Below are 14,854 nucleotides of genomic sequence, written 5' to 3' on the forward strand. Positions count from 1 at the left end.
CCTGATCGAAAAAGTGAAAAGTCAAAACCGCGTGCTTTTGAGAAATTCCGCCAGCCGCGGCGATTGCGGGCGTTCGAACAGTTCCTTGGGAGGCCCCTGCTCTTCGATCCGCCCCTGATTCATGAAAACGATCTTGTCCGAGACCTCGAAGGCGAAACGCATCTCGTGGGTCACCAGCAACATGGTCATGCCGTCCTCGGCGAGGCCCTTGATCACGCTCAGCACTTCGCCGACCAGTTCCGGATCGAGGGCCGAAGTGACTTCATCGAACAGCATCAGGCTCGGGTTCATCGCAATCGCCCGGGCAATCGCCACGCGCTGTTGTTGACCGCCGGACAACTGACCGGGAAAGTGATTGCGCCGCTCCAGCAGGCCAACACGCTCGAGCCATTTTTCGGCCAGCGCCACGGCTTCGTCCTTGTGCAGTTTTTTCACCTTCAGCAGCCCGAGGGTGACGTTCTGCAACGCGGTCAGATGCGGGAACAGGTTGAACTGCTGAAACGCCATGCCGGTCATTGCGCGATGACGGGCGATGACTTTTTCTGCATGGCGCACGCGCTTGCCGTTGCTTTCGTCATAGCCGATCGATTCGCCGTCGAGCAGGATCTGCCCGCCCTGGAATTCTTCAAGCATGTTCACGCAACGCAGCAGCGTGGTCTTGCCCGAACCGCTGGAGCCGATCAGCGTGACCACGTTGCCGCGCTGCATGCTCAGGTCGACACCTTTGAGCACTTCGACTGCGCCGTATTGTTTGTGCAGGCCGCGAATGTCCAGCAGCGGTTGCGCGTTGGAAATATCAGTCTGAGTCATGGCAAAGCCACCCGCTTTTCAATGTGCCGGCCGAGTAATTCGATGGCGTAGTTGATGACGAAAAACAGAAAACCGGCGAACAGGTAAAACTCCAGGGTCATAAAGGTGCGGGCGATGATTTGCTGGGTGCTGAGCAGCAACTCGGCCACGCCGATCACCGAGAGCAAGGTCGAAGCCTTGACGATTTCCGTGGACGAGTTGACCCAGGTCGGCAGTATCTGCCGCAGCGCTTGCGGCAACAGTACGTAACCGAGCGATTGATAAAACGTTAGGCCGATGGCCTTGCCCGCTTCCATCTGCCCGCGCGGCAACGCCTGCAATGCACCGCGCACAATTTCCGCGACGTGCGAGCCGCAGAACAGCGTCAGCCCCAATGCGCCAGCCTGAAACGCGCTGATCTGCCATCCGAGTGCAGGCGCCATATAGAAGCAGGCCAGCACCAGTACAAACACCGGCGTACCGCGAATCAGATCGACGTACAAACGAAACGGCGCACGCATCCAGAACTTGCCGTAAGTCAGCACCAGACCGGCGAATACGCCAAGCACGGTGCCGAACAAAATCGCCAGCGCCGACACTTGCACGCTGGTCAAAAAGCCCTGCCACAGGGTTTCGCGGGCAATCCACAACTCGTTTAACCAACTGGGAGATTGGTACATTGCGGCCTCCTATCGGCGGATCGCCAGTCGCTGCTCGAGATAGCGCAGCAGCATGGCAATGAGGTAACAGGCCGCGACATACAACGCCGTGGTGACCATCCAGGTTTCAATCACCCGGTAGCTCTCGACGTTGATCTTGCGCGCGTAATAAGTCAGCTCCGGCACCGCAATCGCGGCGGCCAGTGAGGTGTCCTTGAACAGCGAAATGAAGTTGTTCGACAGCGCCGGCAACACGTTGCGCAGCATCACCGGCACGGTCACGTAAGCTTTAACCTGCCATTCGCCGAGACCGATGGCCAGGCCCGCTTCGCGCTGACCTTTGGGAATGCTCAGCAAGCCACCACGGAACACCTCGGTCAGGTACGCCCCGGCATACAGCGACAGGGTGATGATGAACGAGGGGATCTTGTCCAGGCGGATTCCGAGGCTGGGCAAAGCAAAGTAGATCAACAGAATCAACACCAGAATCGGCGTGTTACGGATCACCGTCACATACACCGATGCCAGCACCCGCAAGGCGCGATGCTTCGACAGCAAGGCAAACGCCATCAGCAGGCCGATCACGCAGCCGATGGCGATCGACAGCAATGCCAGTTGCAAGCCGAGACCGAGCCCCGCCAGCAAGGTGTCGAAATCGCGCCACACGGCGGCAAAGTTCAACTGATAGTTCATGGTCGGCAGTACCTTGAGCGGGGCACATCAGAGCGCCCCACTCTCACGGGATCATTTGAATTCGACAGGGAAACCGATGGCGGGCGATGGCAGGTCCACGCCAAACCATTGTTTGAACGACGCCGCGTAAGTCGGGAACTCCACCCCGGTCATGGCTTCATGCAGCGCCGTATTGACGAAATTCAGCCAGTCCTGATCGCCGCGTTTGACCGCGCAAGCGTAGGTTTGCGGGCTCCAGGCGTAGGTCGGGCTGCGATAGCGACCCGGGTTCTGCACCATCAGGTATTTGACCGAAGACTGGTCGGTGGCAGCGGCATCGGCGCGACCGGAGTTGACGGCCTGATACATCAGATCGACGCTGTCGTACTGATCGACCTTGGCCTTGGGCAGCGCCTGATGCACCAGTTCTTCGGCGTACACGTTCTGCAGCACGGCAACGGTCACGCCGTCACCGCCGGCCTGCAGGTCTTCGATTTCCTTGTACTTGCTGTTGTTCGGCAGCAGCAGGCCGACGCCTTCGCGGTAGTACGGCAGCGTGAATGCCACTTGCTGCGCACGGCTGGCGGTGACGGTGATGAACTGGCAGCTCATGTCGACCTTGTCGGTCAGCAGATTGGGAATCCGCGCATCGGACGACTGCACCACGAACTCGACCTTGCTCGGGTCGTTGAACAAACCTTTGGCCACCATCCTGGCGATGTCGATATCAAAACCCTGCAACTTGCCGTCCGCGCCCTGAAAGTGCCAAGGGGCGTTGGTGCTGCCGGTGCCCACAATCAATTTGCCACGGGCCAGCACAGCATCAAGCTTGCCCTCTGCCGCTTGGGCCGCGCCCATGAAAGCGGACGAAGCCGCGAGAACAAACACACAGGTTTTGAACAAGGAAAGTCGGCGATGCATGGCAAGCACTCCAAAATGATGTTTATTCCGCTATACCGGAACACGGTTTGTCACAACGGAATAGACGGCAGAAAGTGTGCCACAGGAATCGACGGGAATCTGTAGTGGATTGAATGTTGTTTTGAATCAAAGGGATGGGAGTAACGCCCAAAACGGTGTAACCAAAGGCGACATCTCACTGCGCTACTTTGGGCTACACACTGCGGGTATTCGGGTCACATCATGGTGCGCGCAGCACAATTGCACGGACGCTGCACCTGTCAACTCTGACAGTTGCGGCCGCGACCGCTGTTCCTCTACCGTCGCTGTGTCTCGCGCATGGAACAAAGAGGTTCCAATGACCAAGCCGACCCCCTATTCATTGCTGCCACCGACATACAAGAAGGTCCTGAAAGCGCGGCGTCACGTCGTCTTGTATTTCTTTAGCAAGCACTGCGGCGCCTGCGAATTTTCTGGCCCGATATTCCTCGATATCGCCAAGCCTTTCCGGCCGTGGATGGATATCTTCATGCTCGATACCGAGCATTCAACTCGGCATCCGGATGTCACGGGGACGCCGACCGTGTTGTTTTATGAGGAAGGCGTACTCCGCAAAAAGCTCAAGGGAATTGGTACAGACGAAACTCTCCAACAAGATTTCACTCAGTTTCTCGGTAAGACCAGACGGCCTGTCATGAAAAGTGAACCAAAGCACGACTCGCGCTGGCTTCGTCATGCCCTGATTAACCTTTGCACCATTTCACGCGCACGGGGTGAGCGGCGCCTGACAGATCGCCATCGCTGGCAAGCCAGCTCCCACAATGTCTGGCGGTGAGCACAAATTCTGTGAACGACTGCCCCCTGTGGGAGCTGGCTTGCCAGCGATGAGGGCCGCACGGGCACAACGTACTCCCGGTGCCTTACGCCGCCTCACGCACCAACAACACGCGCGTAACCCGCCGCTCTTCCACCGCGACCACGGTCATGCGCCAGCCATCGTGTTGCAGTCGATCGCCAATCATCGGCAAGCGATCCAGCAGGCTCATGACCAACCCGGCCAAGGTCTGATAATCCTCAGTCGGTTCCGCGCCGAACCCGGTGTGCTGACGGATGCGCGTCAAGTTCAACGCGCCGCTGACCATGTACCCGCCCTGCTCCGCAACCACGTCCGGGCCGGCGATTTCGCTCGCGTCCGGCAGTTCACCGGCAATCGATTCGAGAATGTCGGTCATGGTCAACACGCCGACGAAGTCGCCGAATTCGTTGACCACGAACGCGATATGCGTCGATGCCGCGCGCATCTGTTCCAGCGCATTAAGGATCGAGTAGCTGTCGAGCAGGTTCAGGGGTTTGCGCGCCAGGTGTTCAAGGTTCGGCTCGTGGCCGGCCAGATACTCCTTGAGCAGTTCCTTTTTATGCACGAAGCCCAACGGTTCATCCACCGCACCGTTGCGAATCAGCGGCAAGCGCGAGTAGGACGAATGCATCAGTCGTGTACGAATCGCTTCGGCATCATCGGCCAGATCGATGTAATCAACATCCGCACGCACGGTCATCAAGGTGCGGATCGGGCGCTCGGCCAGTTGCAGTACGCCGCTGATCATCACCCGCTCGCGGCGGTCGAACAGTTGCGCAGCAGGCTTCTCGCCGTCGTCCAGCAAGTCGGAAATTTCCTCGCCGACGTCTTCCTCGGCCATCTTGCGCCCGCCCAACAAGCTCAGCACCGCATGCGCCGTACGCTCACGCATCGGCCGCAAGCCCTGCATCGAACGTTTGCGCCGAGCGCGGGCGATCTGGTTGAACACCTCGATCAGGATCGAGAAACCAATGGCCGCATACAGATAGCCCTTCGGAATGTGGAAGCCCAAACCTTCGGCGGTCAGGGCGAAACCGATCATCATCAGAAAGCCCAGACACAGCATGATCACCGTCGGGTGCGCGTTGACGAAGCGCGTCAGCGGCTTGCTGGCGACGATCATCACACCGATGGAAACCACCACGGCGATCATCATCACCGACAGCTCATCGACCATGCCCACGGCGGTAATCACCGCGTCCAGCGAGAACACCGCATCCAGCACCACGATCTGCGCGACGATTGGCCAGAACAGCGCATAAGCAGCATTGGTCGAGCGTTGGCCGATATGGCCTTCCAGTCGTTCGTGCAACTCCATGGTCGCTTTGAACAACAGGAACACACCACCGAACAGCATGATCAGGTCACGGCCGGAGAAGCTCTTGTCAAACACCTCGAACAGCGGCTGCGTCAGGGTGACCAGCCACGAAATACTCGCCAGCAGGCCCAGACGCATGATCAACGCCAGCGACAGGCCGATAATCCGCGCACGGTCGCGCTGATGCGGCGGCAGTTTGTCCGCGAGAATTGCGATGAACACCAGGTTGTCGATACCCAGCACCAGTTCCAGCACGATCAATGTCGCCAGGCCCAGCCAGGCCGTGGGATCCGCTAACCATTCCATATATTGTCTCGATCTCTCTCAGTGAATTCAGGCTGCCGGACACGGCAAAGCGCGGCGCGAAAGCTCGAGGGCTGCGCCATCAACCATAGACGGGAGTCGGAAAACTGGATGCTGCGAGTGCGTCAAGACCGCGCCATGGCGCGAGGGGAATGAATAACTGGGAGGCTCCAAAACGGTGTTCATGCAAATCCTGAAAGAAAAATGGCCTTGGAGCGTACAGGCTGTAGTGACTCTCCCCACAGTCTGAAATCATTTCAAAATCTGTATTTCCTTTGGAAGCTCCAGGGTATTCAACGCCCTGCAAATCGCAATCGAGACAACTTCCGTAAATCCCCTTCGGTGAAATAATCGTTCGTCCAACGATCATCCAGCGCTAATGGACTCACCTGTTTCAAAGCAAGTTTCTTCGCGAAATAGCGAAAGCGGTAATGCTCATAGAACCTCAGCAATTCCAGGCCATAGCGATCCGCCAGATCGGTGTCGCCGCGAATGATCAGGTAGTTCTCGTCATTGCCGTTGCTGGCCGAGGCGCTGAGGTTGTGGCTGCCGCTGATGATGGTCGGCGCGTCTGTGGTGAAGTCGGTGACTACCGCTTTGGTATGCACCAGCAGATTGCCCTTCTGGCCTTTCATGTTCTCGCGCAGCCAGCCTTCGAGGCCGGTGTTGAGCAATGCAGTGGCAGCGAATTCGGCAGTGCGATCAGCGTGAAAACCGGTGATGCGGCTGACGGTGTTTTGCAGGCCGTAGCGCAGGATGTCGTCGTGGGGTTGGCCGAGCAAGGCGTTGAGGATCGCGTCGGGCAAACTGAATGCGGTGACGAACAGCAAGTCTTTTTTCGCTGCTTCGATGATCTCGACGAATTCACGCAAATCACCGCCGCCCGTGCGTGGCGAGAAGCCGACAAACAACGGCTGCGCCGGGTCCATCGGGTTGCTGGCGGTGATCCAGTCGCGGGTGGCGCCGATGTCATCCGGTTTGGCCCAGATCTGTTCGAAGGTTTGCAGGTAACTGGCGCCGACTGCAGCGTCATCCAGCACATGCACCACGTTGGCCTGACGGTAGACGCCGTTGGCAGTGAAATTGGTACTGCCGCACAGCACCGCTTGCGGCTGGCGTTGACCCTCGGCGTCAAACCGACTGAGGACGATGAATTTGTTATGAAAGATGTTGTGCGTAACGCGCCCGCGCTTGCTCGCTGCGGGTAACTGCGCAAGGCTGGCCTCGTTGATCAACGTGTCTTCGTCATCGAGCTTGGCGTGATACAGCACGCGCACCTGCACCCCGCGCTCGAACGCGGCATTCACCGTATCGACGATGGCTTGCAACTGATACTCGTAGATCGCGATGTCCAGCGCCCACTGGCCGTCGACGGCGCGCTCGATAAACCCCTGAAGCCGCCCGAGCAAGCCGTTCTCCAGCCATTGGCGGGCGGCGTCCGGCCAAGCTTCTATGGGCATGTTCTTGTTGGCGCTGATCTGCGCATCAAGGTCGGGAAACTTGCGCTGGAACGCCTGACTCGCCGCTACGGCGCGATTGAAGATCACGCTTTGATTGGCTGGATAACCATCATCGGAGCTGATGGTCAGCTCCAGTGATTCACCCAGTTGCGGCGCATCCGGCGTGCCGTAGGCCAGGTGCACGCGATAGTGAATGGTCATCCCGGGATTGACCGCGTAATCGGCCCAGCGGAATTTTTGCAGCGGCGCCAGATCACTCGGCGTCGCGTGAAATTGCGGGAAAGTGTGGGCCTTGCCGGGAAACGTCAGGCTGTTGAACAGAAACAGCCACGGCTTGGCGCCCTGCTGCTTCTCGATGGCAAATCCGAGCAAGCCTTTGCGCCGGGGTTCGGCGAGGTCCATGGCCAGTAGCACGCCGTTAGTACCGGCGTAGGCTTTGACGCGAAAATCATCCTGCGGATTGGTGACCGTTACGCGCATGCTTCACTCCTTGTGAATTGGCTGGGGTGCAGCATAGCCGCGAACGCTTTACAAATCGTCGATGTGCCGGTAATCGGCAGCCAGCGCAGTCGCCAACTGTTGCGCTCGCCCCAGCCGAATCGGCCCGCGTTCGATATCGATCAACAACCCCGGACAGTCCAGCACCGGCAGCGCTGGCAGATCCTTCAAGCGTCCATCCGTCACCACCAGCAAGCGCTGCTGCTCGGCCGGAAAGCGCTTGCGCCGCAGCGTCAGCCATTGTTCGGCCTGACTCAACGCCGCCAGCAACGGCGTGCCGCCGCCCGCGCCCAAACCATCGAGCCACACGCCTAAATCTTTGGACGCTTTCAGTCCCTGTACCTGCCATTTCGGCGCTGCTCCGCTGGCGGTCAACAACGCGAGTCGCGCGCGTTGCCGGTAAGCGTCGTCGAACAGTTGCGCGAGTAACCCTTTGGCATCGCTCAAGGCTCGATGCCGGCGGGTCGAGGCCGAGGCATCGATGATCACCAGCCACAATTCATGCGGCGTGCGCGTGCGCAACTGGAACAGCAGATCCGCACGCACTGTCGGCCGCCCATTGAGCAAGGTGCCGGGCCAATTCACTGAACCGCTGCGAGCGGTATGACGCTTGCCTTGTCGGCCGTTATCCAGGCGCCCGGCACGGGGTCTGGCATTCGCCCCCGCGTCGGATCGGGGGCGAATGCCTAGGGCTTTTTTGGCCAGCTCGGCACTTCGCGGCGGGCGCCGGTGGCGAGTGCCGGGGCGGGCATTTCACCCCACTGGCCTTGGCCATCGCTCGGGTTGCTCTGGGCGTTGGACGGGGATTGCGCAGGTGGTTGCGCACTGGACGTTTGTTGCTCACGACGACGGTGACGCAGAGCGAATTCGGCGACAGCATCGATGTCTTGTTCGGCAATCGCCTCGGCGCCGCGCCAAGCCGCATGCGCCCGGGCGGCACGCAGCCACACCAGATCGGCGCGTAATCCATCGACGCCAGCAGCGAAGCAACGCTCGGTGATTGCCGCCAACGCCTGATCATCCAGAGGAATGCTTGCCAACGCGTTACGAGCGTTTTCGCAACGTTCGCGCAAGGCTTGTTGTTCGGCTTCCCACTGCGTGCAGAAGGCCTGCGGATCGCTATCAAAATCGAGCCGACGGCGGATGATCTGTCCACGCTCGGTCGGCACGGTGTGGCCGCTGAGCGCAACGTTCAAACCGAAGCGATCGAGCAGTTGCGGCCGCAACTCGCCCTCTTCCGGGTTCATGGTGCCGATCAGTACAAACTTCGCCGAATGCCGATGGGAGATGCCATCGCGCTCGATCAGGTTGGTGCCGCTAGCGGCGACGTCGAGTAGCAGATCGACCAGGTGATCCGGCAGCAGATTCACTTCATCGACGTACAGCACGCCGCCGTCGGCCTTGGCCAGCACACCGGGGGAAAACTGCGCACGACCTTCGCTCAGGACCGCGTCGAGGTCGAGGGTGCCGACCAGACGTTCTTCGGTGGCGCCCAAGGGCAAGGTGACGAACTGGCCGCTGGCGAGCAGGTCCGCGAGGCCTCGGGCCAGCGTGGATTTGGCCATGCCGCGCGGGCCTTCGATCAGCACGCCGCCGATTTTCGGGTCGATGGCGGTAAGGTACAGAGCGAGTTTCAAGTCGTCGGCGCCGACCACGGCGGAGAGCGGGAAATGTGGGGTTTCGGTCATTTGCGGGTTCTCTGTCGTGGTCGGTGGTGGTCTTGAGTTTTGTGGGGTGTCAGGGGGGCTGCCCTCACCCTAGCCCTCTCCCAGAGGGAGAGGGGACTGACCGTGTTGCACTCAAGAAGTCCGCCGACGTGAAATACCGCGTCGAACTCCGGAGCTGAATGCGATGGAGATCTGCTCCCTTTCCCCCTCTCCCTTAGGGAGAGGGCTGGGGTGAGGGGTAGCTTTTAAAACCCTCATCCATCCTCTTCTATATCCAGCAACAGATTTTCCAGCGCCTCTTTATAGGCCCCCGGTTCCTGCCACATCCCGCGCTGCTGCGCCTCCAGCATCCGCTCCGTCATGTCACGCAACGCATGCGGATTATGCTCGCGCACAAACTCGCGGGTCGCCGGGTCGAGCAAATACGCGTCCGCCAACAACGCGTATTGATGATCATCGATCAACTGCGTCGTAGCGTCGAACGCGAACAGGTTATCCACGGTCGCCGCCAACTCGAACGCGCCTTTGTAGCCGTGGCGCTTGACCCCGTTGATCCACTTCGGATTGGCTGCCCGCGAGCGGATCACCCGGTTCAGTTCTTCCTTCAAGGTGCGAATCTTCGGCAGATCCGGCTGGCTGTGATCGCCGTGGTAACTGGCGGCCGCTGCACCGCTTAAAGTTTCCACCGCCGCGAGCATGCCACCCTGGAACTGGTAATAGTCGTTAGAGTCGAGCAAGTCATGCTCGCGGTTGTCCTGATTTTGCAGCACCGCTTGCACTTGGCTCAGGCGCTGCACGAACTGTTCGCGGGCGGCGGTGCCTTCATCAGAGCCGCCGTAAGCGTAGGCGCCCCAGTTCAGATAAACCTCGGCCAGATCTTCGCGGCTCTGCCACAGACGCCCGTCGATCGCGCCCTGCACGCCTGCGCCATAGGCACCGGGCTTGGCGCCGAAGATGCGCCAACCGGCCTGACGTCGCGCTGCTTCTTGATCCAGCCCGGATTGTTCCAGTGCCGCACGTTCGGCGCGGACTTTGGCAGCCAACGGATTGAGGTCGTCCGGTTCGTCCAGTTCGGCTACGGCTTGTACGGCAGCGTCGAACAGGCGGATCAGGTTGGCGAAGGCATCGCGGAAGAATCCCGAGACGCGCAGCGTGACATCGACGCGAGGGCGGTCGAGCAGGCTCAGCGGCAGAATTTCGAAATCATCCACGCGCTGGCTGCCGGTGGCCCACACCGGGCGCACGCCCATCAGCGCCATGGCCTGCGCGATGTCGTCGCCGCCGGTGCGCATGGTCGCCGTGCCCCACACCGACAGGCCGAGCTGGCGCAGGTGATCGCCGTGGTCCTGCAAGTGCCGCTCAAGAATCAGCGTCGCCGACTGGAAGCCGATGCGCCACGCGGTGGTGGTCGGTAGATTGCGTACGTCCACCGAATAGAAATTGCGTCCGGTCGGCAGCACGTCGAGGCGACCGCGACTCGGCGCGCCGCTCGGGCCGGCGGGGACGAAACGACCGCTGAGTGCGTCAAGCAGGCCGCGCATTTCGGCGGGGCCGCAGGCGTCGAGGCGTGGAGCAACAACTTCGCGCAGGCTATCGATGATTGCGCGAACGTCGGCCCACCACGCATCCTGTGGGAGCGGCGGTGTCTGCTCGATCAATTGCGCGGCGAACAATTCCAGACGTTCGCGGGTATCGCCTGCGGTGCGCCAGAGTTCTTCGCTGACCGCTTGCAACAGCGGAGGCCGCGGCCCAACCCAAGGCTCAGCCAACGCACAATCCAGCGGATCGAACCCCAACTCAAAAGCCTTGGCCAACGCGCGCAACAAACTCGATTGCGCGCCCTTGCCGTCACCACGCGGAATGCGCAGCAGTGCCAGCAACGTGTCGATGCGCAAGCGCCCGCTCGGCGATTCACCAAAAATGTGCAAGCCATCGCGAATTTGCGATTCCTTCAGATCACATAAATACGTGTCCAGACGCGGCAACCAGATCGCCGCGTCGGCGTCACTGTCGAGGCCATCGTCCAGTTGCAACTCACGGTCGATCTGCGTCTCACGCACCAGTTGCAGGATGTCGCGTTGCAGCTCGCGGGCGCGGCGTGGATCGAGCAGTTGTGCTTCGTAATATTCGTCGGCCAACAGTTCCAGATTGCGCAGCGGGCCGTAGGTTTCGGCGCGGGTCAGCGGCGGCATCAGGTGATCAATGATCACTGCCTGCGTGCGACGTTTGGCCTGCGCACCCTCGCCCGGATCGTTGACGATGAACGGATAGACGTTCGGCAGCGGCCCGAGCAGTGCGTCCGGCCAGCAGTTCTCCGACAGGCCGACGCCCTTGCCCGGTAGCCATTCGAGGTTGCCGTGCTTGCCGACGTGGATCACACCGTGCGCGCCGTAGGTCTGGCGCAACCAGAAATAGAACGCCAGATAGGCGTGCGGCGGCACCAGATCCGGGTCGTGATACACCGCACTCGGATCAACCTGATACCCGCGTGCCGGTTGAATGCCGACGAAGGTCAGGCCGAAGCGCAAACCGGCGATCATCATCCGTCCATCGCGACACATCGGATCGGTTTGCGGCGTGCCCCAGCGTTCCAGCACCGCCGCGCGATTGGCTTCGGGCAAGGCGTTGAACATTGTCAGGTAGTCATCCATCGCCAGACTTTGCTGGCATGGACGCTGATCGAGAGTATCGAGGTCATTACTGACGCCGCCGAGCAATTGCTGAATCAACTCAGTGCCACTGCCCGGCAACTCGCTGGGCAGCGGATAACCTTCGGCCTGCAATGCACGCAGAATATTCAGCGCCGCCGCTGGCGTGTCGAGGCCGACGCCGTTGCCAATCCGCCCATCACGAGTCGGGTAGTTGGCGAGGATCAAAGCGATGCGTTTTTCTGCGTTCGGCACGCGTGCCAGATCGATCCAGCGCCGCGCCAGTTGCGCGACGAAATCCATACGTTCGGGTTGCGCGCGGTAGCAGACCACATCCGATTGACTGCGCTCGCTGCGCCAGGCCAGATCCTTGAAGCTGATCGGCCGGCTGATGATGCGTCCGTCGAGTTCCGGCAAGGCAATGTGCATCGCCAGATCACGCGGGCCGAGGCCTTGCTCGCTGGCGCGCCAGCCGGGCTCGTTGTCCTGCGCACAGATCGCCTGAATCACCGGAATGTTGCGACGAAATGGCCGCAGATGCGGCGCTTCCGGGCTGGACTGGGCGAATCCGGTGGTGTTCAAAATCACCCCGGCCTCGACTTCATCCAGCCAGTCCTCGACCACCGACAGGCAGCCGGGCTCTTTCAAACTGGCCACGGCAATCGGCAGCGGATTAAGTCCCGCAGCCTGCAAGCGCTGACAGAACACATCGATAAACGCCGTGTTCGCCGCCTGCAAATGCGAGCGATAAAACAACACCGCCGCGACCGGTTGCTCCGGCAGCCAATCGGCTTGCCAGTCACTCAGTGCAGCGGTGCTTTTATGTGGGTGGTAAATCGCCGTGCGCGGCAGGGTTTGTGGCTCACCCCACGGGTAATCGCGGTCGAGCCAAAGGTTGGCCATACAACGGAAAAAATCCAGTGCATTGGCCATGCCGCCCTGACGCAAGAATTGCCAGAGCCGGTCACGATCCTCGGCATTAACGGTGCTCAGATCGCTGAGTTCCGGATCCGGTCGGTCATCGCCCGGCACCAGAATCACCTGCACGCCGCGCTCGGACAACTCGACCAGACGCTCGACGCCGTAACGCCAATAACCGATCCCGCCGTGCAGCGAAATCAGAATGACCTTGGCGTGGCGCAATACTTCGTCGACATACAGATCGACCGAGGCGTGATTCTGCACCTGCATCGGATTGGCCAGGCGCACGCTCGGGTAATCTTCCGGCAGTTGCTGCGCGGCTTCGGCGAGCAGCGCCAGGCTGGAATCGCCGCTGCACAGAATCACCATTTCAGCAGGGGTTTGTCCGAGGTCGGCAATGTTGTCATCCGAGACGAATCCGCCGGGCTGGGTCCTGAGCAGGTGCATGGCTTAAACGCTGAGCGCAGCGCGCAGTTGCGCTTCGAGTTGTGCGGCGTCGAGTTCCTGACCGATCAACACCAGACGCGTGACCCGCGCTTCATCAGCGCCCCACTGCCGGTCGAAATGCTTATCGAAACGCGTGCCCACACCCTGAATCAGCAAGCGCATCGGCTTGTTCGGGATCGCCGCAAAACCTTTCACGCGCAGAATGCCGTGCTTGACCACCAGTTGCGTCAGCGCGTCGAGCAGCAGGCTTTCGTCAGCTTGCGGCAGCTCGATGGAGATCGAATCGAAGGCGTCGTGATCGTGGTCATCGTGGTCGTCATCGCCTTCACCGTGGTGATGGTCGTGATGGCTGTGGCGGCTGTCGATGTGTTCTTCGGAACCGGCGCCGAGGCCGATCAGCACGTCGAGTGGCACGCGACCACTGCTGGCTTCGATGATTTTCACCGCAGGCGGCAGCTCTTCAGCGACTTCCAGACGCACGCGAGCGAGGTCTTCCGGGTTGATCAGGTCGCACTTGTTAAGGATGACGAGATCGGCGCTGGCCAGTTGGTCAGCGAACAATTCGTGCAGCGGCGATTCGTGATCGAGGTTCGGATCGAGTTTGCGCTGGGCATCGACCTGATCCGGGAACGCGGCGAAAGTGCCAGCGGCCACGGCCGGGCTATCGACCACGGTGATTACCGCATCAACCGTGCAGGCGCTGCGGATTTCCGGCCACTGGAAGGCTTGCACGAGAGGTTTTGGCAGGGCCAGGCCCGAGGTTTCAATGAGGATGTGGTCGAGGTCGCCGCGACGCGCAACCAGTTCGCGCATCACCGGGAAGAACTCTTCCTGAACGGTGCAGCACAGGCAGCCGTTGGCCAGTTCATAGACGCGGCCGACCGCTTCTTCTTCGGAACAGCCGATGGTGCATTGCTTGAGGATTTCACCGTCGATGCCCAGCTCGCCAAACTCGTTGACGATCACCGCAATGCGTCGGCCCTGCGCGTTGTCGAGCATGTGCCGCAGCAACGTGGTTTTGCCCGATCCGAGGAAACCGGTAACGATGGTGACGGGGAGTTTGGCCAGTGTTTTCATCGGATGCCCTTTGGCAAGGTGGCGGGCATACGGGACGAGAACCGGCAGCGTGCGTGCGTGCCTGGAGAGTTCGCCACCGGATCACCCCGCCCGGTTTAAATTGAGAATCTGTGTCGAGGCAGGTCTCCTGGCTGACGGTGTTCAGGCGTTGGGCCTGGCGTTCACTGCGCCTTCCCGCTGGCTCTGTCGGCAGAGTTGGCAGTGGCGTGGCAGCGAACAGCACCGTTCACAGTTGCGGGGGCAGCCGCGGCTTGGACCGCGTTCCCTTCTTAGCTTCGGCGTGGGCCGAAGAACCTCGAAGGGGCAAGGCTACGCATCGAGTGGGGGTGGGTCAATGGGTGGTTTTTTTGGTTTTGTGAGCTTATCCGTTGCTGCGGTGATGGCTTCTTAGGGTTCCGCCCTTACGGCGGGTCACTTTTTCCAGACGCCGAAAAAGTAACCAAAAAGGCTTCTCCCTGACGTACGGCACTTCGCTTAGGCTCAGTGTTCCCTCGCTCCGGCGCCCATCAGGGGGCATCGCCTCCGGTTTGCTGCGCTGCACCTCCTCTCGATGTATGCGGCTTCGCCGCACGGCGCTGCGCGCCTACCCCTGATGAGCGCCTACGCTCGGCCTGCCGATGGGGCTGGAGATCAAAAGCC

11 protein-coding genes and 1 riboswitch are annotated in these 14,854 nt (G+C 60.6%); of the genes, 1 reads left to right on the forward strand and 10 read right to left on the reverse strand.

Annotation, left to right across the window (positions count from 1 at the left end):
• Window positions 1-21: 21 nt before the first annotated feature.
• Genes ACOI8A_RS00870 through ACOI8A_RS00885 form a run of 4 tightly spaced genes read right to left on the reverse strand, consistent with a single transcriptional unit; the run spans window position 22 to window position 3,041 of the window.
• Window positions 22-810 (reverse strand): amino acid ABC transporter ATP-binding protein, encoded by a 789-nt coding sequence (locus ACOI8A_RS00870; protein ID WP_420649138.1) that lies wholly within the window; start codon window positions 808-810, stop codon window positions 22-24.
• Window positions 807-1,469: an amino acid ABC transporter permease gene (locus ACOI8A_RS00875; RefSeq protein WP_420649139.1), complete on the reverse strand. Its 663-nt coding sequence runs from the start codon at window positions 1,467-1,469 to the stop codon at window positions 807-809. Before ACOI8A_RS00875 ends, ACOI8A_RS00870 begins: the two co-directional genes overlap by 4 nt.
• Before the next feature lie 9 nt (window positions 1,470-1,478).
• Window positions 1,479-2,141, reverse strand: a complete 663-nt coding sequence (locus tag ACOI8A_RS00880) for an amino acid ABC transporter permease (RefSeq protein WP_420649140.1) — start codon at window positions 2,139-2,141, stop codon at window positions 1,479-1,481.
• A 51-nt stretch (window positions 2,142-2,192) separates the two neighbouring features.
• On the reverse strand, window positions 2,193-3,041 hold the full coding sequence (locus ACOI8A_RS00885; protein WP_420649141.1) for a transporter substrate-binding domain-containing protein: 849 nt from the start codon (window positions 3,039-3,041) through the stop codon (window positions 2,193-2,195).
• 337 nt (window positions 3,042-3,378) lie between these two features.
• On the opposite strand from ACOI8A_RS00885, the gene ACOI8A_RS00890 reads away from it, so the two are divergent.
• The gene (locus tag ACOI8A_RS00890; RefSeq protein ID WP_420649142.1) at window positions 3,379-3,855 is read left to right on the forward strand and encodes a thioredoxin domain-containing protein; all 477 of its coding nucleotides are present in this window, start codon (window positions 3,379-3,381) and stop codon (window positions 3,853-3,855) included.
• 85 nt (window positions 3,856-3,940) lie between these two features.
• On the opposite strand, the gene ACOI8A_RS00895 is transcribed toward ACOI8A_RS00890, so the two are convergent.
• The 6 genes from ACOI8A_RS00895 to cobW form a co-directional block, all read right to left on the reverse strand.
• Entirely contained in the window at window positions 3,941-5,500 is a 1,560-nt protein-coding gene (locus ACOI8A_RS00895) for a TerC family protein (RefSeq protein WP_420649143.1), read from the reverse strand.
• A 290-nt stretch (window positions 5,501-5,790) separates the two neighbouring features.
• On the reverse strand, window positions 5,791-7,437 hold the full coding sequence (locus ACOI8A_RS00900; protein ID WP_420649144.1) for a phospholipase D-like domain-containing protein: 1,647 nt from the start codon (window positions 7,435-7,437) through the stop codon (window positions 5,791-5,793).
• A gap of 48 nt (window positions 7,438-7,485) precedes the next feature.
• Complete coding sequence (locus ACOI8A_RS00905; RefSeq protein WP_420649215.1) at window positions 7,486-8,160, reverse strand: vWA domain-containing protein; 675 nt, start codon at window positions 8,158-8,160, stop codon at window positions 7,486-7,488.
• Entirely contained in the window at window positions 8,142-9,143 is a 1,002-nt protein-coding gene (locus ACOI8A_RS00910) for an ATP-binding protein (RefSeq protein WP_420649145.1), read from the reverse strand. The genes ACOI8A_RS00905 and ACOI8A_RS00910 overlap by 19 nt, the downstream gene beginning before the upstream one ends.
• 233 nt (window positions 9,144-9,376) lie before the next feature.
• Window positions 9,377-13,138 carry a cobaltochelatase subunit CobN gene (gene cobN / locus ACOI8A_RS00915; protein ID WP_420649146.1) on the reverse strand — a complete coding sequence of 1,254 codons (3,762 nt, stop codon included), beginning with the start codon at window positions 13,136-13,138 and terminating at the stop codon, window positions 9,377-9,379.
• 3 nt (window positions 13,139-13,141) lie between these two features.
• Window positions 13,142-14,215, reverse strand: coding sequence for a cobalamin biosynthesis protein CobW (gene cobW / locus ACOI8A_RS00920; RefSeq protein WP_420649147.1), 1,074 nt, complete (start codon window positions 14,213-14,215; stop codon window positions 13,142-13,144).
• 99 nt (window positions 14,216-14,314) lie between these two features.
• A riboswitch (cobalamin riboswitch) is annotated at window positions 14,315-14,528 on the reverse strand.
• Window positions 14,529-14,854: the final 326 nt, after the last annotated feature.

Origin of the sequence: Pseudomonas sp. P4795, from assembly GCF_048822895.1 — a bacterium.
Classification (GTDB): Bacteria; Pseudomonadota; Gammaproteobacteria; order Pseudomonadales; family Pseudomonadaceae; genus Aquipseudomonas.

Excerpts from the sequence above, each read along its gene's own strand:
- cobN (WP_420649146.1), bottom strand. The coding sequence starts at position 13,138 with ATGCACCTGCTCAGGACCCAGCCCGGCGGATTCGTCTCGGATGACAAC.
- ACOI8A_RS00870 (WP_420649138.1), bottom strand. The coding sequence starts at position 810 with ATGACTCAGACTGATATTTCCAACGCGCAACCGCTGCTGGACATTCGC.
- ACOI8A_RS00900 (WP_420649144.1), bottom strand. The coding sequence starts at position 7,437 with ATGCGCGTAACGGTCACCAATCCGCAGGATGATTTTCGCGTCAAAGCC.
- ACOI8A_RS00885 (WP_420649141.1), bottom strand. The coding sequence starts at position 3,041 with ATGCATCGCCGACTTTCCTTGTTCAAAACCTGTGTGTTTGTTCTCGCG.
- ACOI8A_RS00910 (WP_420649145.1), bottom strand. The coding sequence starts at position 9,143 with ATGACCGAAACCCCACATTTCCCGCTCTCCGCCGTGGTCGGCGCCGAC.
- ACOI8A_RS00890 (WP_420649142.1), top strand. The coding sequence starts at position 3,379 with ATGACCAAGCCGACCCCCTATTCATTGCTGCCACCGACATACAAGAAG.
- ACOI8A_RS00875 (WP_420649139.1), bottom strand. The coding sequence starts at position 1,469 with ATGTACCAATCTCCCAGTTGGTTAAACGAGTTGTGGATTGCCCGCGAA.
- ACOI8A_RS00880 (WP_420649140.1), bottom strand. The coding sequence starts at position 2,141 with ATGAACTATCAGTTGAACTTTGCCGCCGTGTGGCGCGATTTCGACACC.
- ACOI8A_RS00895 (WP_420649143.1), bottom strand. The coding sequence starts at position 5,500 with ATGGAATGGTTAGCGGATCCCACGGCCTGGCTGGGCCTGGCGACATTG.
- cobW (WP_420649147.1), bottom strand. The coding sequence starts at position 14,215 with ATGAAAACACTGGCCAAACTCCCCGTCACCATCGTTACCGGTTTCCTC.